Below are 20,698 nucleotides of genomic sequence, written 5' to 3'. Positions count from 1 at the left end.
TTACTTTGGTAAATAAGCTGCGGGTAAACGCTTGATTTCTATCTCAGGCGATAGATACGCAGTGTAAACCAACCAACGTTCATCGGGTATGTAGGTCAGACCCGATGAACGGCTATAAGCGCGCTCAGGCAAAGCAATTAAATCATGATGTTGTTTACTAGCTAAGTCATAGTAGCTAATACGATAATCACCTCGGCGCTCTTTATAATAATAAATACGCCCTTCATGATACGCGTTTTTTGCTACTCGTAACCACGCATATTTGCGCGCCAACTTAACATCGTTCACCAGCATTTCTTCAACACCCGTATCATGATGTTTAATCCAAATAGCATGGCGCGAATTGGTAAATAAAATATCGCCCGATTGTGTTTCAACGCCATACTGTGCTGGCATTTCAACAGCTTTTCCTTGGTTTTTTCCTGATAAATCATAACGGTAAAGATAGTCACCATCAGAGACTAAAAAATGCTGACTATCAGCACTAAACTTGGGTTTAGCAGCATAGCTAAATGGCAGTTCGATTTGTTGGCTTTGCTCTACTTTGAAATCATAAAAATATAAACGAGCGCTGCCGTTATCGTTCAATGAAAACAAGATATAACGTCCATCGGCTGACCAGGTCGGGTCACGGATCTCTGCGGTACTATGTGAAATATTAGTAAGCTGTTTTCGCGAGCTACTATCGGGGTTTACAATCCAAAGCTGCGAACTGCCTGACTCATTCGACACATACAGCAGTTTATTCTGTTGCTGATTATATTCGGGAAAGAGCGAGCTAAAGTTAGTCGACAACATAGAAAATGGCGAGCTTGCCACCTGTTCGTCTATTTTCAGTCGCGTGATCACCTTATCTAAATCCCATTGATGATAATAAACACTGCCATCGCCACTGAAGTTAGGTGAACTCATACCAGCAATTTGCGTGTTGATTAAGGTTTTATTCTTAATATCATAAAAATAGCCATAACGCTTACCGCCCTCTACCGCACTAAACGCTAATTGCTCTTTAGTTGGGTGCCAATCTACACCGTGAATATCAATAAAGTCGTGAGTTAAGCGTTGGCTTTGCCCTGTTTTCACATCAATTAAGAACAGCGCTTTTTGGTTGTTTTTAACATTACGAGTAACCACAATTCGCTGTGCATCGGGCGAAAACGACACCGACTCATACACAGTTTCGCAGTCATCATTACAAGGAATAACTGTTTCTTTTGTTTGTTTTTCCTGTAACCCAAGTAGCTTGATACGAGTCACCCTGTTGCCTGACTGCCCAGTATGATCTGCAATGTAGGCTAGAGTTTTGCCATCACTACTGATATCAAGATCTGCTGCATAGCTATTACTGCACTCGCCAAGTACAACACTGGTGGCATTCACCAAAGACAGTTTTACAATTTCACAAACATCTGACGCCATTCGGTAATAGTATAAAGTATTTGAGTCTGGGCTAAACACAGAGCGTCCTTCGGTAAAAGGTGAGTCTGTTAATTGCTTGGCTGGGTGTTCAGGAAAATGTAAATCGCGTAAATAGAGGTTATTTTGTTTACCAAGTTGTCGCCATGAATACACCAAGTAGTGTTGATCATCTGAAATTGAAGGATAAATCTCACGACCAGGGCTTGCCGTCACACTTTCGATGCTATTAAGTGGCAACACAAAGCTTGAATTGATTTGCTCTGAGGGCGATGAGAACAGCCAATACATTCCCACTAGGCTTATTAAACAAAAAGCCACAAACAACTGCCTTATTTGTACTGCTGTGATACTAAAGCTCTCGGTTTTTACTTCATCGGCTGTAGCTATTGGTTCAGGCTTTAACAGTACCCGGTAACCCGTTTTACGTAATGTCTCTATATAAGTTTGTTCTGGGTCGAGTTCTTTAAATGTTTTTCGTAAATGCCAAATAGCATTCGTTAACGCTTTTTCCCCAACATAAAAATTACCTTCCCACACATGGTTAATAAGATCTTCACGGGTGATAGGTTCAGGGTAGCGCCCAACTAAACAGCCTAATAGCTCAATGAATTTAGGCTGCAAAAGCTGTTCACTGCCATTGCATATCAGTTTATTTTCGAGCGGGTTAACAACACATGGGCCCAGCTGATAAGCGCGATTAGATGTTTCCATTAACTCTAAATAAAACCTCATTTTAGATAAACAGCAGTGTAAGCCCCTACCAATCTAACGTAAAAGCCAAGTATTAACCAGTCTAGAATTGCAATTTAATTAACAATAAGAATTTTCCTAACGCACTGTTTTTAAATGAATAGATATTCAATAGATATAAAATAGAGACATAAACGAGCAACCTAAGATTGTAGTTAAGTTCACATTTCTATAATTATTTTAACGTCAATACCAACCAACCAGAGTGTTGTTCGCTGTAAATTTTAACTGCCCTTAAAAAGAGCATCACTCTGGTTCTAAAAACTAAAAATATAACAACTAGGAACGCCTGTGAGAAATCTACTAACCAAACCTTGTGCCATTGCACTTGCCGTTGCCAGTGGTTTTAGTCAACATGCTTTTGCAGATGAGGCTGAAATAGCTCGCACTGCCAATACCACCCCAACAGCCAATGAGCAAACTGAAGAACCTGAAAAAATTGTCGTGACAGGTTCACGAATAAAGCGTGATAGTTTTTCCATTTCAACCCCCTTAGTAACGATGGATCGTGACGCTATTTCCGATACAGGATTAAGCAACTTATCAGATATTTTAGTTGATAACATGCCAGCTCTTAGCGAGAGCATCGGTAACACCACCAGCCAATCAAGCGTTTCAACTACCGGTCTATCAACAGTTGAACTACGTAACTTAGGCCCTAATCGCACCTTAACGCTGATCGATGGCCGTCGTGTAGTTTCTAATAGCTACAGCGGCAACTATGTCAGTTTAAATACTATTCCGAGCGGCATGGTTGAGCGCGTTGAAATAATCAGTGGTGGCGCTTCTGCAACTTATGGTGCCGATGCTGTGGCCGGTGTTGTTAATATCATCACTCAATCAAAAAAAGAAGGGGTTGATTTTAAAGCTAAAACTGGCGAGTCAACTGAAGGAGGCAGTAAAGAGTTTAGCCTCGATTTAAACTATGGTACGTCATTCGATGATGGTCGCGGCTATGCTTATTTCAGTTCAAACTGGGACCGTGATTTCGGTATGACTTTTTACGACCGTAAACGCGCACAAATAGAAGATAGCTACGATTACGATAAAGATCGCATGTGTAATGTAATGCAAACAGCAGATGGCGATCAATGTATGCGCGACATAACGCAAGCTGATTGGGTGAGTAAAAGTGATGGTCTTCCTGGTGGTGTGTTTTTAGAAAATGGCAAAAACGACACACAGTTCTGGTACGACGGACAAACCCTGCGTGATGATTGGAAAGGTAATGAAGAAATTTATGGTATCAATTCAAATCAGTATGTAATGCTTGATGTACCAAGCGATAACTTCTCTACTGCAGTTAAAATTGATTATGACCTTACTGACAATGTGATGTTTTACGCGCAAGTGCAATACAGTGACAGTGATTCGTTCAATCATAAATCACCAGAAGACGAATATGAGGGTGCCACAGCACCGCAGTTTGATCCGGCTACAGGTGAGCCTTTAGGGCTTGTAAAACCGGGTTATATTCCAATTGACAATCCGTATGTTCCACAAGAGATTCTTGATGCAAACCCATACAAAGACCGTATTTATTGGGATCGTCGCTTTCATGAGGTTGGTAACATCACTACTGACAATAGTCGAAAAACTATTCGCAGCTGGGCTGGCCTTCAAGGCACTCTATTTAATGACGAGTGGGACTGGGATTTTTCAGTCAGCTATGGTCGATTTAAACAACATCAAGTACGGAGCAATGAATTAAATACAGTTAGACTTAATCAAGCTTTACAAGCTGAAGAGTTAGCTGATGGCACAATTCAGTGTATTGATGAAGCGGCTCGCGCAGAAGGCTGTGTAGCAATTAACTTATTTGGTGAAGGCTCTATTACCGAAGAGATGGCCGCTTGGATCCGCAGCAACCCAATTATTGATACCGAGATAAAACAATATGGTGCGGTAGGCTACATTACTGGTGACCTGTTTGAGCTCCCTGCAGGGCCAGTTGCAGCTGTGTTTGGTGGTGAATACCGCAAAGATAGCCAAGACCTCAAAACCAGTGATGATATAAAAGCAGGCGGTATTACTTTTAATTATGTGCCTACTTTTTATGGTGAAGTTGATGTATATGAAGCTTTTGCTGAGCTTGCACTACCGCTTTTAAGGGATGCAACATTTGCAAAGTCACTTGATACAGACCTATCTTTACGTGTAGCTAACTACAGTATGAATAATGTCGGGACTGTTGCCAGTTATAAATTAGGCGTAATGTGGGAAATTACTAACGGCTATGCTTTTAGAGCTAACTATGCCCGTGCTCAACGTGCTCCAACTATCACAGAATTATTATCACCACCACGCGGCGACTATGACAGCTATGATGATATCTGTGATGGTCTAACAGCTACATCAACTGACGCAGGGCATGATAACTGCCGCAAAGAGCCAACACTTGCAGCCCTAATTGCAGAAGATCCTAACTTTGAATTTGATGATGATAACAACCGTTATTCACCGGGTGTGGGTAATAAAGAGCTCAAAGAAGAAACCGCTGATACCTATACTTTCGGTGTGAGTATTGCCCCTCAGTTTATCCCTGATTTTAATCTTGCGATTGATTTTTATGACATATCTGTCTCTGATGCTATCTCTGAATTAAGTAATGATAATATTCAACGAGAGTGTTATGACTCAGGTACACAATGGGGTGAAAATAATTCTTTTTGTAATGATATTACCCGTAATGATGAAGGTAATATCATTGAAATAGTACAACGTAAATACAACCTCGATGAGCTAACTGCACGTGGTTATGATGTTTCAGCTCAGTATGAATATGATTTACAAAGTTTAGGTCAGTTGGCATTTAAACTTGACTACAATCATGTCATCGAGAACTCGCAAACATACCAAAGCCCTGATGGCGGTAAAGTGACTACACATTATGCGGGCTATGGCGAAAGTAAAGATAAAGCTTCAATGTCTTTAACTTGGCGAAAAGATGAGTTACGGATCCGTTGGCGTACTAAATACTTAGGCTCATTTAAAGCAAGCCAAAGTAGAGAAGAAGAATACTTAGGCTACTTAGCAGATAATGATGAACGCTGCGCAGAAGGAAGCGATGAATGCGTTACGAACCCTGAAAAACTAGCTTTTCAAGATTACGGCTCATACCTAAGACATGATTTGTCAGTTTCTTATAAATTAGGACTGTCTAACAAAAGTGATTTACGTTTATTTGGTGGTGTGAATAACCTTTTTGATAATAAAGGGGACTTTTACCCATCAGGCCGCGGTAATTATTATTCAAAATACGGTGGTGGCAAGGGGCGCTATGCATACATAGGTGTATCATACAGCTTCTAGCCTCAGCGCTCGAAAATAAGAAGCACGCCTCAGTGGCGTGTTTCTTTATCAATGCCAGCTTTGCATCTCAACTAATCGAGACTCGGTACGCGCATATTCAAATGCCAGCTTTTGGCCTTGATATAAATCGCTAATGCCCACCTCAGCCGAAATCACCAGCAATCGGCTGCGATCATAAAACTCATCAATCAAAGCAATAAAGCGCCGCGCTTCATCATCTAAAAAGTGTTCTTGTAAATCTTGCTTTTCTCGCTGGTAGCTATCTTCAATACCATGCACAATTTGTTTGCCTGTGGCTCCGCGCCCCATTACTGGCACATTGAGTAAATACACCCGCTGAAAACGCTCTGCCAAATCAATATAATCCGCGGTGCTTCTAGGTCCTGAGCAAAGCGTCATAAAATCAAACATAATGGCGTCTTGAGCGAGCAAGATACAGCTAAGCTCTCGGTGGCAAACCTCTATCGTTGTTTGCCTTTGTACCGCTTGCTCTTGCTTTAAAAAGCGCTCTGTTAGCGCCTCTTTGTTATTAATAAAATAATGTGCGGTTTGTTTGCCAAAGCGAAAGCGATGATCTGTATCGCCTTCAACACTTAAAACATGGCAATGCTCATTTAATAAATCGATTGTCGGTAAAAATCGTGCTCGCTGTAAACCGTTGCGATATAACTGCTCCGGTTGACAGTTCGACGTTGCCACTAACACTACTTGTTGCTCAAACAGGGCTTTGAATAAGCCACCTAAGATCATGGCATCGCCAATATCAGACACAAAAAACTCATCAAAACAAATCAAGCGAATGTGCTCTGCCCACTCTTTAGCAATCACCGTCAGCGGATTTTTCTGCCCTTGCAGCTGAGTTAAGCGCTCATGCACTTGCTTCATAAAATGATGAAAGTGCAAACGCTGCTTAGCGTCAATATTAACAAGCCGAAAAAACACGTCCATTAACATGGATTTACCACGCCCTACTGGGCCATATAAGTAAACCCCTTTTATTGGCTTAGCGCTTTGCCACCAATGGCTTGGTGCAGCCAATTCTGTGGCTAGATTATCCAGAGCATTAATCGCTGTGCGCTGGGCACAGTCTTCTTGCAAATCACCTTTGGCTATTTGCGCTTGGTAATGCTGTAATATTTGTCCTTGCTGTACTGTCATAGGTAACTAGTATCCGCTATACTCGCCGCCATTGTAGCCGACTAAAAATGTGATCCCAATGAAATTTCCATGCCGTTTAGATAAATTTATTAGCCATATTGCCGAGTTACCTCGCAGCAAAACCAAAGCAGGTATCAAACGTAAATACGCCACTGTTAATGGCGAGGTGATCACCTCATTTGATTATTCAATCAACCAAGATGACGACGTGCGCTGGCAAGGCGAGCCGCTGGTGTTTTTAGGCAAACGCTACTTTATGCTCCATAAACCAGCGGGCTATGTGTGTGCCAACAAAGATGACCTTCACCCAACTGTATTCGACTTACTTGATGAACCAAACATGAGCGACTTTCATGTTGCAGGCCGTTTAGATATCGACACCACAGGGTTAGTGATCATCACCAATGACGGCGACTGGTCACACAAAATTACTGCACCAAAGCATAACAAATTCAAAACGTATTTAGTTGAAACTCAAGAACCTATTGATGAAGAAGCCATTGCAGCGTTAGAGCAAGGGGTGCAATTGCACAACGAAAAAGAGCTAACTCGCCCTGCGGTTGTTGAAAAACTTGCAAGCTACAGCTTACGCCTTTCAATTTGCGAAGGTAAATACCATCAAGTTAAGCGAATGCTTGCGGCTGTGGGTAATAAAGTTGTTGAATTACATCGTGAAAAAATAGCTGGCATCACCCTCGATGAAAGCCTTGCAAGCGGTGAATATCGTGCCCTGACAGAAGCCGAACTGAAGCTCTAAATAGGTACTTGAGTAAAAATCATGATAACGCTGTCATTTTTCCTTAATAAAACCAGACAAACGTGGTAGAAGTTAACAGGGGAAATAATAAAGGAGGCTGACTGTGTTATCAGGATTAGCTTTAAAAACAAAAATCACCTTATTTGCTATCGCAATGTTTATTGCGTTATCGGCGATAGCGTTACTTGGCTTACAATCTTTACGTCATGCCAGCGAAAGCGACAACATCGCGCGTATCAACCAGCTCATGAAGAGCACCACCAATATTGTTGAGCAATTTGAGTTGATGGTTAAAAGCAATCAACTCGAAGAAGCACAAGCAAAGAAGCTCGCGATTCAGGTACTTCGAGAAAATAAATACCACGACTCAGAATATGTGTATGTCGTCGACAACAACTTAGATTTTGTCGCCACTCCGCACGACCCAGAACTACACGGCACCAGCTTTAACGATTTTAAAGATGCCAGCGGCAACAGTATCGGCCGTATGGTCGAAAATCTCGTGGGTAACACGACCAATAAAATCATCACCTATCACTGGGATTCAGTGCGAGATGGTGAAACCGTTGATTTAACCTCTGTAGTACAAAAAACACCGCTGTTTGGCTGGTATGTTGGTACAGGCATTAGCGCCAAAGAAGTTGATGAACGTTATTGGAATACTGCAAAGTGGCTGCTGGGCTTATCTATGCTTATTGCCATTGCACTGACCTTTGCCATTGCCCGCTTTGGTTCATCGCTCACTAATGCCTTAGGCGGCGAAATTGACGAAGTAATTGGTATTGTAAAAAACGTCTCTCGCGGCAACTTAAACTCACATATTCGCCAAGATGCCCCACCTGAGAGCATTATTGCTGCCATGCATTATATGCAGCAAGGCTTACGTGGCGTTGTTGGTGGTATTAAAGGGGTTACAGATAGCTTAAAAAATCAAAGTGTTGATAACGAGTCTCGCTCTGTTGAGCTCGATAAACTAACTCGTAGCCTAAACGAAGAAACTCAAATGGTTGCTTCAGCTATTACCGAGTTAACAGCCTCAGCGCAAACCGTTGTAGAACATGCTGAACAAGCAGCTGACTCAGTGCAAGAAGCTGAGCAACAAGGTCAAAGTGCCAGCCACTTAACCAGCGAGGCTGCTGATACCATCGCGCTTTTAGAGCAGCAAATTGACAGCGCTGGTAATAACATTCAAGTGCTTGATGATGAAGTAAATAACATCGCAAATGTGCTCAGTGTTATTCAAGGTATTGCCGAACAAACGAACTTACTTGCGCTTAATGCGGCGATAGAAGCTGCCCGTGCAGGTGAGCAAGGACGAGGCTTTGCTGTAGTTGCTGATGAAGTTCGTGGGCTTGCTCAGCGCACACAAACCAGCACTGAAGAAATCCGCAATATGATTGGCAAACTACAAGCTGCAACCCAAGATGCCAAGTCATCTGTTTCTCTTAGTATTAGTACCAGTGAACAAACCGTTGAAAAGTCGACTAAAGCCAATGAAGAACTAAAACGCGTTGCCAGTTCACTCAGCGCAATCGCACAAATGAGCCATCAGATAGCCATTGCTGCGAAAGAGCAACTTGATGCAGGTGAAGACACCGCCAAGCGCATCGTGACTATCTCAGACACGGCTTCACAAACGGCTAATGTATCTAATCAGGCTCATACAGCAACCGATTTGATCAAAGGCCTTACTAGCAATTTAGAAACTGAAACCGCTAAGTTTAGCTAATTCAAACAAGTAAAAACGAAAAAGCCCAGCAACTGCTGGGCTTTTTCGTTTTAAGTTCGTATTAAGACTTTATTTGTACCAAATCAAAATCGGCCATCCCCGGCACCAGTTGTTGTAATCGTGACTCAGTGACATCTAATGAGTTCAAACACTCACAGTATTCTGAGGCTTTCATCTCTAATTGCTCTGCTTTCTTTTGTAGTGATTTATCAATTTCTTTTGAGATGATATCCATACGCTGCCCCATATCATTGATACGGTCTTCGATGTTACCTTCGCGCGATTTAAAAGCATCGCCTAACGAGACTAAAATAGCGCCAAGTGAGCCATGCACTGCAGAGTGAATTTTTTGGCTGATTTCTTTGGTAAAAAAGTCATCTATTTTCGACAGCGACTGCGGAGCAATAAAGAAAAAGTCATCACCACGCTTAAATTTATCCATCAGCGCACGCTCAACATATTGCAGCTGAGTTTTTAACACTTCAGGCTCTTTGTCTGACATACCCTCAACAACTTGCTCGATGGCACTTAAGCCAAGGTTTACACCATCGGTCGCCAAGTCAACAAGTTCAGGGACTGTTTGCCTGATACCGCGGCTGAACTGCTCCACAACTTTGCTTTCATCTGGGCTTAAATCAACCCAATAACCTCTTATAAACAATTGGTTATCGTTATTGATCTGTACGCGAGTTTGACCTTTATCAACAATACGAATGACATCATCAGTGATGATTAAGCCATGGCTTAGCTCTACATCGCATTGTTTTTTTTCTAAGGTTGCGTAACTGGAAAAGCTAGAGAATGTAATGGCCGCTGCTAACAACGAGCGAGAAAAGAACGCCATATACACCTCAAAAAGACAAAAAAGGAAGGCCGCTAGATTAGCAAATATCCAATTTTATGCAAGTAAAACGCCTAGCTATGCTAGGCGTCTTAAAAGAAAGGTGAGTTAAATTGGCGAACCCGGTGGCATTGGCAACACTTTAAAGTTTGCAGGCCATTCACCGTTTTCTAAAAAGTGACTGATTTGCTCGCTTAAATATTGCTTAAATGCACTGTTGCCAACGGATACACTGCCTAGCATTGATTCTTGCTGGTAACTCTTTGCAAGTTTAGCTAAGTAGTAACGAAGCTGAGCTTGTACTTCGGGTGCCACCTCATTGCTTGCAACTAAATCGGCAAACTGTTTTGCAGTTAAAAGCTGCACACGTTGGCTAATTTTACCTGCCATCCCTGAAGCAATTTTTTGCTCAAATACTTGCTGATAAGTTTGTGCTAATAGCGCATCTAAACCATAAAATGCATCGCTTCGTGCTTGCTGCTGTGCTAAACGGTTAATGCGTTGGCTATTAAAAAGTAGGCTCAAGCTATGTGCTGCAGCAACCTCAGGCAGCGCCATCGCATCAAGCGTTAGTCCTGTACGACCAACAATACTTTCGCGTGATTTAGATTCACCATACGCTTTTGGCGGAATAAGCGCTAATACTGACTCAGGTAAAACAAGGTTTTCGGCTTTTAGCGTTGCAAGTAAGGCATCCACTGCTGCTTGTTGCGTTTGCTTTGCCACAACCTGTGCCCCTTTTGGTTGTGAACCATCACGTACTTCGTACTCATAATTCACACCAGCAATTAATTTAACCGCAGCTTCTACTTGATAGCGATGGAACAAATAAAGTGGCACCAGCATTTCTTCTAATTGCGATAAAGCAGTGCCTGTTTTGATGTTTTCGATACCAAAGCTCGTCAGTGCTTGTTTACGAACATCAAGTACACGCATTAGCTCATCACTTGGTGAACTGCCGTTATCCCATAAATGCCCTGTTGGATGAGCCCCCCCTTGAGCGCGGGCATCACTGTCTGAAATAAATTCCAGCCCTTTGCTTTTGTTTTCAGCTAAAATTGCGGCCAATTGCTGTGCTTCATCTTGATTGGTGAAGTCGCTATAACCGTATTTAACCACTTGGGTATCCCATACGCCCATGCCAGCAGCATAGCCACGGCTTACATCTAATTTACCTTGCTCATTAAAGCTCAATAGTGGGTGTGGATAATCCATTACAGAGGCTCTGTCTGCCACTGACGCTGCAAAGTTATGCGAAATACCTAAAGTATGCCCTACTTCATGAGCGCTTAATTGACGAATACGATCAAGCGCCATGGCTTGTAAACGCTTAGCCACTTCATTGCCTTCAAAATAGGGAGCTGCTAATGCTTCTGCAATTAGGATATCTTGACGAACACGCAGTGACCCGAGTGTCACATGACCTTTGATAATTTCGCCTGTTCGAGGGTCTATCACTGAGCTGCCATATGACCAACCACGCGTTGCACGGTGCACCCATTGAATTACGTTGTAGCGTATATCCATAGGGTCGGCATCATCAGGGAGCACTTTGACAATAAATGCGTTCTTATAACCTGCTGCATTAAAGGCATCATTCCACCATTTAGCACCATCAAGTAACGCTGTTTTAACTGGCTCTGGTACACCCGGATCTAAGTAATAAACAATCGGCTCAACGGGCTCGCTGATTGGCAGGCTCGGATCTTTTTTCGCTAAACGATGACGCGGGATGTAGCGCACATACATAGACTCACCCAGCGCTGCCGCATAATCTTTGTGCTCAATGCTCCAAAAACCTGCTTGAGGGTGGAACTTGCGCGGGGTGTAGTTATCATCAGGTAATTCAATTAATGAGTGATGCATATGTACTGTCAGCGCATAAGGGTCTGCGCTCACTTGGCGTACATACTTTCCTGGGTTATTACCTTGAAAAGTAAGCACGGCTTCTAATTCTGTATTTTTTTCAAACGCTTTTGAACGTGCTAAATATACCGCACTGCGGTTACTATCTAGACTAAAACTTCCCTGCCCGGTTGCCGATAAACGACGGCTTACACCATGAACATCGCTTAATAAATAAGGGGTGTAATCCACAAGTACCGCAGTATCTGACTGAGCTACAACACCAAAACCCGCTAAAATACTCGATGCGAACGCCTCTTTAATACTTTGTTGTTCCGCAAGGTTATTAGTATTAGCGCGGTAATATGTATTGATGGCTCTTAGCATTACCTTATCGCCAAAACGCTCAAACTGTACTAAATGTGTGTCACCTAACTGACCGCGATCTAAGCCAATATCATTTGAACCAACACCGTAAGGTAGGCTTTGTTGTAGTAAAAATTGTTGCTCGAGTTTATCCACCTCAAGATACAATTTGCCGTTTTCTGTGTCGTAGTAAAATGAAAAATAGCCTGAAAAATGAGTCATTTTTTCAGTAAAATCATTTATAGACTTAATTGCTGCGTGTGCTTGAGTTATCATAGTAAGTAGCACAGCTAAGAGCAGATATCGTAGTAATGGTATTTTTTGCATAATCTTATCTTTGTTATTCGCGTTTTAAATACTGTATAGGTATTAAGCAGTATAAAGTACCGTTTATAAAAATCAGCTATTTAAGACGAAATTCAGCGCTTGCTAAGACATTCTCTCTCACACTAAAAATGTCTGGCTACAACGTTATCAGGAAAATAGAATGCGTAGACTCCCACCGGTATTGTTAGAAGATGGTTGCCCTCGTGAACTGATCTCATTGATCAGAACGGTACTTGCGGCATGTAAAGAAATTTCATTTCGTGTTGGTCAAGGCGCCCTATCTGGCGTATTAGGCTCAACCCTAGACGAAAACATTCAGGGTGAAACACAGAAAAAACTCGACGTTCTAACTAACCAACTTTTAAAAGATATTTTATTAGAATCGGGCTACGTAAAAGCCATTGCCTCTGAAGAAGAAGACTTCACCGTTGCGGGTAATCCAGATGCCAACTACATTGTTGCATTCGACCCACTTGATGGCTCATCAAATACTGATATCAACTCACTCGTTGGTACAATTTTCTCAATTATGGCGGCGCCTGAAGGTTCAGATCCAGCTGATCCTAGTATTTTTATGCAACCGGGTAAAAACCAAGTTGCAGCGGGTTATGTATTATATGGCCCATCAACCGTGCTGGCGTTAACAACCGGCAAGGGCACACGCTTTTTCACCTTAGATAAAACGCACGGTACCTTCTTATTAACACAAGATTTTGCAAGCGTACCTGAAGAGACCAGCGAATTTGCTATCAATGCTTCAAACCAACGCCATTGGCAACCTGCGATGCAAAATTACATCAATGACTTAATTGCTGGTGACACAGGCCCACGTGGTCGTAACTTCAACATGCGCTGGATTGCTGCAATGGTGGGTGATGTGCACCGTGTATTATGTCGTGGTGGTATTTTTACTTACCCAACTGACACGAAAGATCCAAATAAACCTAACAAATTACGTTTATTATACGAAGCAAATCCAATGGCAATGTTAATCGAACAAGCTGGCGGCATAGCTTCTACAGGCACTGAGCGCATCATGGACATTCAACCTGACGCTATTCACCAACGTGTGGCGGTGATCTTAGGTTCGAAGAACGAAGTAGAAACCTGTTTAAGCTACCATAAATAACAAGCAGTAAATGCCTCAAACTGGAAGGCTTCAACTTTAGAAGCTTCCAGTTTTTAACAAACGAAAGATTCTCAACAAGTTACTTACCTTACAGGCACAAAAAAACCGCAACGAGTGCGGTTTCTTAAATTCTTTTGGCGCTTAAATTAAAGGCCTGCGCGGTCTTTAATAACAGCGATTAGTGGTGAACCACCATGACCGTTCGACTCAGCCCAAGCAATATCAGCACCATCTTCTAAAGAGCTTTTTGATAAGTTCTTAACAATATACTCACCAGTATCTGCCGCGCCGCTTTCGATTGCATGACGAAGCATGTTATTGCCATTGCATTTCACAGCATCAAAAATGTTACGAACTTTCACACGTGAACTTTTAAGCTTACTACGCAAACGGTTTTTATCATCAGCTGCGATATATTCACAGATAGAAACCGCTAATTGATCATCAGCTTTTGCTGGTGCTGTATACGCAACTGACGCTGATACAACAGCCGCTGCAAGTAACATATTTGGTAACTTCATCATATTTTGCCCTTATGTAATACTTTTTTCTTACCAAGATTGTGTAATATTGTACCAACTAATTAATTTTACCGCAATAATGTTACGAATTTTTGTACAGGGTTACAAAAGTATACGAGTGAGGGTTTTTGTTATCAGGCTGATGCTTTTCTTGCTCGGCAACTGTCCAATTAGCAACACTTTCGTAATCTGGGAATTGCGTATCACCGGCCACTTCGAGGTCGATGAATGTTAAGTATAGACGATCTGCTTGAGACAGGAATTGTTCGTATATATTTCCGCCACCAATAATCATTACTTCTTCAACATCAGCAACCAATTCCAGCGCAGCCTCTGGTGAAGTAACCACCTCAATACCTTCAGCTGTGTAATCAGCATTACGCGTGATAATAATATTTTGACGACCCGGTAAAGGCCGACCTATTGATTCAAATGTTTTACGGCCCATGATCACAGGCTTTGCCATGGTTACTTTTTTAAAGTGTTGCAGATCGGCGGGTAAATGCCATGGCATTTGGTTGTCTTGGCCAATTACTCGGTTATTTGCCATCGCAGCAATCATTGAAATTTTCACACTAAACCTTAATACTTTTTTCTTATTAATAAAAAAGGAGCGCATGGCTCCTTTTCAGTTTTAAATTTTATCGTTGGTAGATAACTTCTACGTCGTAGTCATCATCATCCCAGTCGTCATCCCAATCATCATCGTCTTGAGAGGTCGCTTTCTGATGGTAAGTATCCCACTTAAATTCAACTTCTTCTTTCTCTTCTTCAGCGAATTTCTCTTTCGGCATACTATCAAGTAGCGCCATAATGTCATGACACAATGCTTGAGTATTTTGTTTATTCGCAGCAGAGATACGGTAAACATTAGCCTCTTCACCTAGCTCTTCGGCAATTTCATTACACAGGGCTTCAGCTTCATCTTCTGGTAATAGGTCAATTTTGTTAAATACTAACCAGCGCGGCTTTTCAGCAAGTTTAGGGCTGTATTGGTGTAGCTCATTAATAATCGCAAAGGCATTATCAACCGGATTTGTGCCATCAACAGGCATAACATCAATGATATGCAGTAATACACGACAACGCTCTAAGTGTTTTAAGAAGCGAATACCAAGGCCTGCGCCATCTGAAGCGCCTTCGATTAGACCTGGGATATCAGCAATTACAAATGACTTATTCGCATCTGGGCGTACTACACCAAGATTAGGAATAAGCGTCGTAAACGGGTAATCTGCCACTTTTGGTTTAGCTGCAGAAACACTGCGGATAAACGTTGATTTACCAGCATTTGGTAAACCAAGTAAGCCAACATCTGCAAGTAGCATTAGCTCTAGACGTAAGCTGCGAACTTCACCAGGTGTACCTAGTGTTTTTTGACGTGGAGCGCGGTTTGTACTTGATTTAAAACGTGCATTCCCCAAGCCATGGAAACCACCTTTTGCAACAACAACCTTTTGACCATGCTTGGTCAAATCACCTAATGACTCTTCAGTATCAACATCAATGATACGTGTACCAACAGGCACTTTAAGCGTTAAATCAGCGCCTTTTTTACCAGTCATGTTACGGCTTTGACCATTTGTGCCGCGCTCTGCTTTATGAAAACGCTCAAATTGGTAATCAATTAACGTATTTAAGTTTTCATCGGCTTGTAGATAAACGCTGCCGCCATCGCCGCCGTCGCCGCCATCAGGACCGCCATCTGGTACATATTTTTCACGTCGGAAAGATACGACACCGCTGCCGCCATCACCCGCGTCACAACGAATTTCTACTTCATCTACAAACTTCATGATTACTCACTTTAAGATTGGCTTGTTAATAACTCTATTATATACCTAAGTGCCCTATTCAGCACCCAATGCCAAGGCGCTTAGGTATATATTTATACGCTCGATTATGTGCCTTAAAACAAAAAACCCCGCAAAGGCGGGGTTTTTCAAATATCGAGATGATTACTCAGCTACGATATTTACGTATTTACGGTTTAAAGGACCTTTCTGTTCGAATTGAACTTTACCATCTGCTTTTGCGAAGATAGTGTGGTCTTTACCGATACCTACGTTTGCGCCAGCGTGGAAACGAGTACCACGTTGACGAACAATGATGCTACCCGCTAGAACTGATTCGCCACCAAAACGCTTAACACCTAGGCGTTTGCTTTCTGAATCGCGACCGTTACGAGTACTACCAGCTGCTTTTTTATGTGCCATTTCTCAGTACCTCTAATTAAGCGCTAATGCCAGTGATTTTAACTTCAGTGAACCATTGACGATGGCCCATTTGCTTACGAGAATGCTTACGACGTCTAAATTTAACAATCTTAACTTTCTCACCGCGACCGTGTGAAACAACCTCAGCTGTTACTTTACCACCGTTTACGAACGGTACACCGATCTCGATTTTCTCACCATCAGCAACTAAAAGTACTGAATCAAATTCAACTGCTGCACCAGTTTCAACGTCTAATTTCTCAAGACGAATTGTTTGACCTTCAGTCACACGGTGCTGTTTACCACCACTTTGGAAAACCGCGTACATAATTAACTCCGTCTGTGCGCCCTCAAATCGACGCAACTAAAATATTCTTCAATAGGGCGCGAAGTTTACGCTAATGTGCAAAAACTAGCAAGCCTCTTTTTCGATAAAATGAATAAAAAATAGCTGCATTGAGAGCAATTCAATATTTTCCCCTATTCTATCCTAAAAACACCACATGCCAAGCGGTTTTTACGATCTCATGACAATTAAATTACGCTAATAATACGCACCTTTAAAATTCAAAAAGCTGATCACTTATTAATCAAGGTTATAAATTTATCTTGGCAAAATTGATCTCAAATAAAAAACTTTACAGTGTTTTTTTACTGAATCATCACAAAATATCGAGCAAGCGCTTTTTTTGTTGTACAATCAGCCCCGTATACCCATAAATATTGGCTCGGAGATCAATGGATATAAAAGCTATCCAGACGTTAATCGAAAATGAAATGGATGACGTCAATCAACTTATACATGCCCAAATGCGCTCAGATGTCGCATTGGTTAACCAACTCGGTTTATACATAGTAAACAGTGGCGGTAAACGCGTTCGTCCTATGTTGGCCATTTTAGCGGCAAAAGCACTTGGTTATGAGGGCAAAGACCATATTACGCTTGCCACTATCATCGAATTTATTCATACCGCCACTTTATTGCATGACGACGTTGTCGACGAGTCACATTTGCGCCGTGGTACGCCTACAGCCAACGCAGAGTTTGGTAATGCAGCGAGCGTTTTGGTCGGTGACTTTATCTATACACGTTCATTTCAGCTTATGGTTGGCCTAGGTAAAATGCCAATCATGCAAATTTTAGCGGATGCAACCAATGTCATCGCTGAAGGTGAAGTATTACAGCTAATGAACTGTAATGACCCTGACACCACAGAACAAAGCTATATGCAGGTTATTTACAGCAAAACGGCAAAATTGTTCGAAGCTGCAACCGGCCTTGCTGCAATTATTACCGAGCAAGACAAACAAACCCTTGAAGCATTAAACTTATATGGAATGCATCTTGGAACTGCATTCCAATTAGTGGATGATGTACTTGATTACAACGCCGATGCCGAGCAACTTGGTAAAAACATTGGCGATGATTTAGCTGAAGGTAAACCTACCCTACCGCTTATCTACGCAATGCAAAAAGGCACACCAGAGCAAGTTAAGCTAGTACGCGAAGCTATTGAGCTTGGTAATGGTATGGACCATTTAGAAAGCATTCTAGCGGCATTAGCTGACACTAAAGCCCTTGAGTTTGCAATGCAAAAAGCTGAGCAAGAAGCTGACAAAGCAATTGCTTGTATTGCGTTCTTACCAGATACACCGTACAAACAAGCCTTAGAGAGTTTGGCCCGTATCGCCGTTGCCCGCGATCACTAAACACTATTTATTCGAGCCATTAAAAAAGCCTGCATTTGCAGGCTTTTTTGTTTTCGGCGATTTAAAAAATCGCCTATCATCTGTCGGAATTAACCGTTGATGAAATCAACACCTTCTTGGATGTCTTTGTTAAGTGTAGCTAGCATGTCGTTTTTAGCTTGCTCTTCGAATGCACTTAACTCACCGTAAGAAAGGATTTCTTCAACGCCGTTTTTACCTAGACGAACTGGGTGTGCGAAGTATGCTGCGTCACCGTTTTCAACTGCAACGTATGCGTAATCAACAACTTCTTCACCTTGTAAGCCTTTAACTAAAGACATACAGAAGCGTGCTGCTGCAGCACCCATAGAAAGAGTCGCTGAACCGCCACCCGCTTTAGCGTTAACAACTTCAGTACCTGCGTTTTGGATACGTGGAGTTAATGCCGCAACTTCTTCGTCAGTGAAAGTAACACCTTCAACTTGAGATAGAAGAGGAAGGATTGTCGTACCTGAGTGACCGCCGATCACTGGAACTTTAACGTCAGTTGCGCTTAAACCTTTAAGTTCAGCAACAAATGCTTCTGAACGGATCACGTCAAGCGTTGTGATACCGAATACACGGCCTGCATCGTAAGTACCAGCTTTTTTGAATACTTCAGCAACGATTGGCACTGTGCCGTTTACTGGGTTAGTGATGATACCTACTAACGCTTTAGGACAGTTTTTAACGATGCCTTCAGCTAATGTTTTGATGATACCTGCGTTTACGTTGAAAAGGTCCGCACGGTCCATGCCTGGCTTACGTGGCATACCCGCTGGGATAAGAACGATATCACAACCAGCTAATGCTGCGTCTAAGCTGTCAGCACCAAAGCCTTCAACTTTAACGTCTGTTGGGATGTGAGAAAGATCAACCGCTACACCAGGAACAACAGGGGCAACATCGTATAACGATAATTCAGAACCTGCAGGTAAACTTGTTTTTAATAATAAAGACAATGCTTGGCCGATACCGCCAGCTGCGCCTAAAACAGCAACTTTCATTGGAATTCTCCGTAATTTGAGGTAGGAAATATTTGTGGCCCTAAAGATAATGAAATTAGCGACTAAAAACAAATTTATCCTGCTTATTTCGCGTATAATTTCGACCATAGTTGTAAACTTGGCTGTAAAGACACAGCATTTTGGACGACTTTGTAAACTAATACTGCATAAATATGCAGAGTTGTGTAGAATTACCCTACATTTTATGAATAAAGAAACGGCAACATGCAACCACAAGACAAACAAGAAGCACTGATCAAAGCGTTTAAAGCGCTATTAAAAGAAGAAAACTTCGGTTCACAAGGTGAGATTGTCGAAGCATTAAAAGAGCAAGGCTTTGATAATATTAGTCAAAGTAAAGTATCTCGCATGTTAAGCAAATTTGGTGCGGTACGTACTCGTAATGCAAAACAAGAAATGGTCTATTGCTTACCGGCTGAAATGGGTGTGCCAACAGCGAAAAGCCCACTGCGTCAGCTTGTTATTGATATTATGCATAACGAAATGATGATCATTATTCGCACCAGTCCAGGCGCAGCACAATTAATTGCTCGTTTACTTGATTCACTCGGTAAAGCAGATGGTGTACTCGGTACCATTGCAGGCGACGACACTATTTTTATCGCCCCTGCGAAGATTTCTGAAATCGATGTGACGCTTGATCGCGTACGCACTTTATTCGATACCGTTTAAAGTTGCTTTAAGAAGTTTACTGACGGGGCGAAAAACGCAGATCCCATATCGGCTTGAGTAAAGTCGAGCCAATGATCATAGCAATCGCCCTGCCCCAAGCGACTCTTTAATACCTGCTCAAACGCATCCCCTTGCGCAGCACACGAAACCATTAAAATTCCCTGCTTATGCACATCACCAAATGGCATGCTTTGGTTTAGCAATAGTGGCTGGCCATGCTCATCTTTTAATTCACTACGTACCGCATGACTGGTTTCTACAGCAGGCACAATCAAGGTATTATCTAGACGCGTGCGCCCCATGATTTGCTCTTGCTCAGACAGCGATAAATGCTGCCAGACACTCAAATCATGCACAAAGCGCTGAACATGAATATAGCTGCCTTGATCTTCAAAGTGCCCCGGTTTATCGATAAGTGCTGTACTACGCTTTTGACGGCCATGAGGTGTATCGCCTGCATAAATAAAGCCGTTAAAATCACGTCCATCTAAAAACCGAAAATTACGGACCTGCTCCACCAGCTCAACATCCGGTGTTAATAATTTTAGGATTTGCAGGGCAAATAGATGGTTTACATCTTCACGGTCTGAGCGAATTTGTACAAACAAATCAAATGGCTGGGCACTCATCACATGATCACTGTGAGTTACATTCGGAAAGCTTTGCAATTGACTAGGAATAAACTCGGGCAAGATATGCGGCCAATACTGAGCACCAAGGGCAACCACGCACGATAGCATGGCTTCTGAGAACTGATCAGCAAACTCATCTTGAATGACGCTAACGCGTTTTAGTTTTTTACGTAATGACTCATCGTGGCCATCGTAAACATTAAAAAACAGGTGCAAACCATGTAAGTTTGCTTCAGCACAAATCCCAGATTGCGCTTGCGCCATAGTG

17 protein-coding genes are annotated in these 20,698 nt (G+C 42.2%); 6 read left to right on the top strand and 11 right to left on the bottom strand.

Annotated elements, in window-relative coordinates; genetic code table 11:
- Entirely contained in the window at nt 1–2,130 is a 2,130-nt protein-coding gene (locus tag CWC02_RS14965) for a winged helix-turn-helix domain-containing protein (RefSeq protein ID WP_171043850.1), read from the bottom strand.
- 330 nt (nt 2,131–2,460) lie between these two features.
- Here CWC02_RS14965 and CWC02_RS14960 point away from each other — a divergent pair, with 330 nt between their 5' ends.
- Complete coding sequence (locus CWC02_RS14960) at nt 2,461–5,481, top strand: TonB-dependent receptor domain-containing protein (protein ID WP_138619109.1); 3,021 nt, start codon at nt 2,461–2,463, stop codon at nt 5,479–5,481.
- Nucleotides 5,482–5,529: 48 nt separating this feature from the next.
- On the opposite strand, the gene zapE is transcribed toward CWC02_RS14960, so the two are convergent.
- Complete coding sequence (zapE, locus tag CWC02_RS14955; RefSeq protein ID WP_138619107.1) at nt 5,530–6,639, bottom strand: cell division protein ZapE; 1,110 nt, start codon at nt 6,637–6,639, stop codon at nt 5,530–5,532.
- 58 nt (nt 6,640–6,697) lie between these two features.
- Here zapE and rsuA point away from each other — a divergent pair, with 58 nt between their 5' ends.
- A complete protein-coding gene (gene rsuA / locus CWC02_RS14950; RefSeq protein ID WP_138601721.1) occupies nt 6,698–7,396 on the top strand; it encodes a 16S rRNA pseudouridine(516) synthase RsuA in 699 nt (232 codons plus the stop codon).
- Between the two features lie 154 nt (nt 7,397–7,550).
- Complete coding sequence (locus CWC02_RS14945) at nt 7,551–9,125, top strand: methyl-accepting chemotaxis protein (protein ID WP_138619142.1); 1,575 nt, start codon at nt 7,551–7,553, stop codon at nt 9,123–9,125.
- Between the two features lie 61 nt (nt 9,126–9,186).
- On the opposite strand, the gene CWC02_RS14940 is transcribed toward CWC02_RS14945, so the two are convergent.
- Both CWC02_RS14940 and CWC02_RS14935 read right to left on the bottom strand, forming a co-directional pair.
- Nucleotides 9,187–9,969: a YggN family protein gene (locus CWC02_RS14940; RefSeq protein ID WP_138619105.1), complete on the bottom strand. Its 783-nt coding sequence runs from the start codon at nt 9,967–9,969 to the stop codon at nt 9,187–9,189.
- A gap of 105 nt (nt 9,970–10,074) precedes the next feature.
- Nucleotides 10,075–12,504, bottom strand: coding sequence for a zinc-dependent metalloprotease (locus tag CWC02_RS14935; RefSeq protein ID WP_138619103.1), 2,430 nt, complete (start codon nt 12,502–12,504; stop codon nt 10,075–10,077).
- A gap of 160 nt (nt 12,505–12,664) precedes the next feature.
- On the opposite strand from CWC02_RS14935, the gene CWC02_RS14930 reads away from it, so the two are divergent.
- Nucleotides 12,665–13,633, top strand: coding sequence for a class 1 fructose-bisphosphatase (locus tag CWC02_RS14930; RefSeq protein ID WP_138619101.1), 969 nt, complete (start codon nt 12,665–12,667; stop codon nt 13,631–13,633).
- Nucleotides 13,634–13,779: 146 nt separating this feature from the next.
- Here the strand turns inward: CWC02_RS14930 and CWC02_RS14925 are convergent, their stop codons facing one another.
- The 5 genes from CWC02_RS14925 to rplU all read right to left on the bottom strand — a co-directional run bounded on the left by CWC02_RS14925 (nt 13,780) and on the right by rplU (nt 16,698).
- Nucleotides 13,780–14,157: a DUF3718 domain-containing protein gene (locus tag CWC02_RS14925; RefSeq protein ID WP_138619099.1), complete on the bottom strand. Its 378-nt coding sequence runs from the start codon at nt 14,155–14,157 to the stop codon at nt 13,780–13,782.
- A 79-nt stretch (nt 14,158–14,236) separates the two neighbouring features.
- A complete protein-coding gene (gene folA / locus CWC02_RS14920) occupies nt 14,237–14,716 on the bottom strand; it encodes a type 3 dihydrofolate reductase (protein ID WP_138619140.1) in 480 nt (159 codons plus the stop codon).
- A gap of 79 nt (nt 14,717–14,795) precedes the next feature.
- On the bottom strand, nt 14,796–15,950 hold the full coding sequence (gene cgtA / locus CWC02_RS14915) for an Obg family GTPase CgtA (RefSeq protein WP_138619097.1): 1,155 nt from the start codon (nt 15,948–15,950) through the stop codon (nt 14,796–14,798).
- A 162-nt stretch (nt 15,951–16,112) separates the two neighbouring features.
- Nucleotides 16,113–16,370 carry a 50S ribosomal protein L27 gene (rpmA, locus tag CWC02_RS14910; RefSeq protein ID WP_054551015.1) on the bottom strand — a complete coding sequence of 86 codons (258 nt, stop codon included), beginning with the start codon at nt 16,368–16,370 and terminating at the stop codon, nt 16,113–16,115.
- A gap of 16 nt (nt 16,371–16,386) precedes the next feature.
- Complete coding sequence (rplU, locus tag CWC02_RS14905; protein ID WP_036965957.1) at nt 16,387–16,698, bottom strand: 50S ribosomal protein L21; 312 nt, start codon at nt 16,696–16,698, stop codon at nt 16,387–16,389.
- 410 nt (nt 16,699–17,108) lie between these two features.
- On the opposite strand from rplU, the gene ispB reads away from it, so the two are divergent.
- Nucleotides 17,109–18,080 (top strand): octaprenyl diphosphate synthase, encoded by a 972-nt coding sequence (gene ispB, locus CWC02_RS14900; RefSeq protein WP_054551014.1) that lies wholly within the window; start codon nt 17,109–17,111, stop codon nt 18,078–18,080.
- 89 nt (nt 18,081–18,169) lie between these two features.
- Here the strand turns inward: ispB and mdh are convergent, their stop codons facing one another.
- Nucleotides 18,170–19,105, bottom strand: coding sequence for a malate dehydrogenase (gene mdh / locus CWC02_RS14895; RefSeq protein ID WP_054551013.1), 936 nt, complete (start codon nt 19,103–19,105; stop codon nt 18,170–18,172).
- Nucleotides 19,106–19,330: 225 nt separating this feature from the next.
- Between mdh and argR the strand changes: the two genes are divergently transcribed.
- The gene (argR, locus tag CWC02_RS14885; RefSeq protein ID WP_054551012.1) at nt 19,331–19,798 is read left to right on the top strand and encodes a transcriptional regulator ArgR; all 468 of its coding nucleotides are present in this window, start codon (nt 19,331–19,333) and stop codon (nt 19,796–19,798) included.
- Here argR and CWC02_RS14880 read toward each other — a convergent pair.
- Nucleotides 19,795–20,694, bottom strand: a complete 900-nt coding sequence (locus CWC02_RS14880; RefSeq protein WP_054551011.1) for a Dyp-type peroxidase — start codon at nt 20,692–20,694, stop codon at nt 19,795–19,797. The two genes, argR and CWC02_RS14880, sit on opposite strands and share 4 nt — an antisense overlap.
- Nucleotides 20,695–20,698 lie beyond the last annotated feature (4 nt).

The sequence above is a fragment of the Pseudoalteromonas sp. S2721 genome (assembly GCF_005887425.1).
In the GTDB taxonomy this organism is placed as follows: Bacteria; Pseudomonadota; Gammaproteobacteria; order Enterobacterales; family Alteromonadaceae; genus Pseudoalteromonas; species Pseudoalteromonas simplex.
The sequence above is the reverse complement of the archived record's forward strand: the minus strand, read 5'-3'. Positions and strand labels throughout refer to the sequence as shown.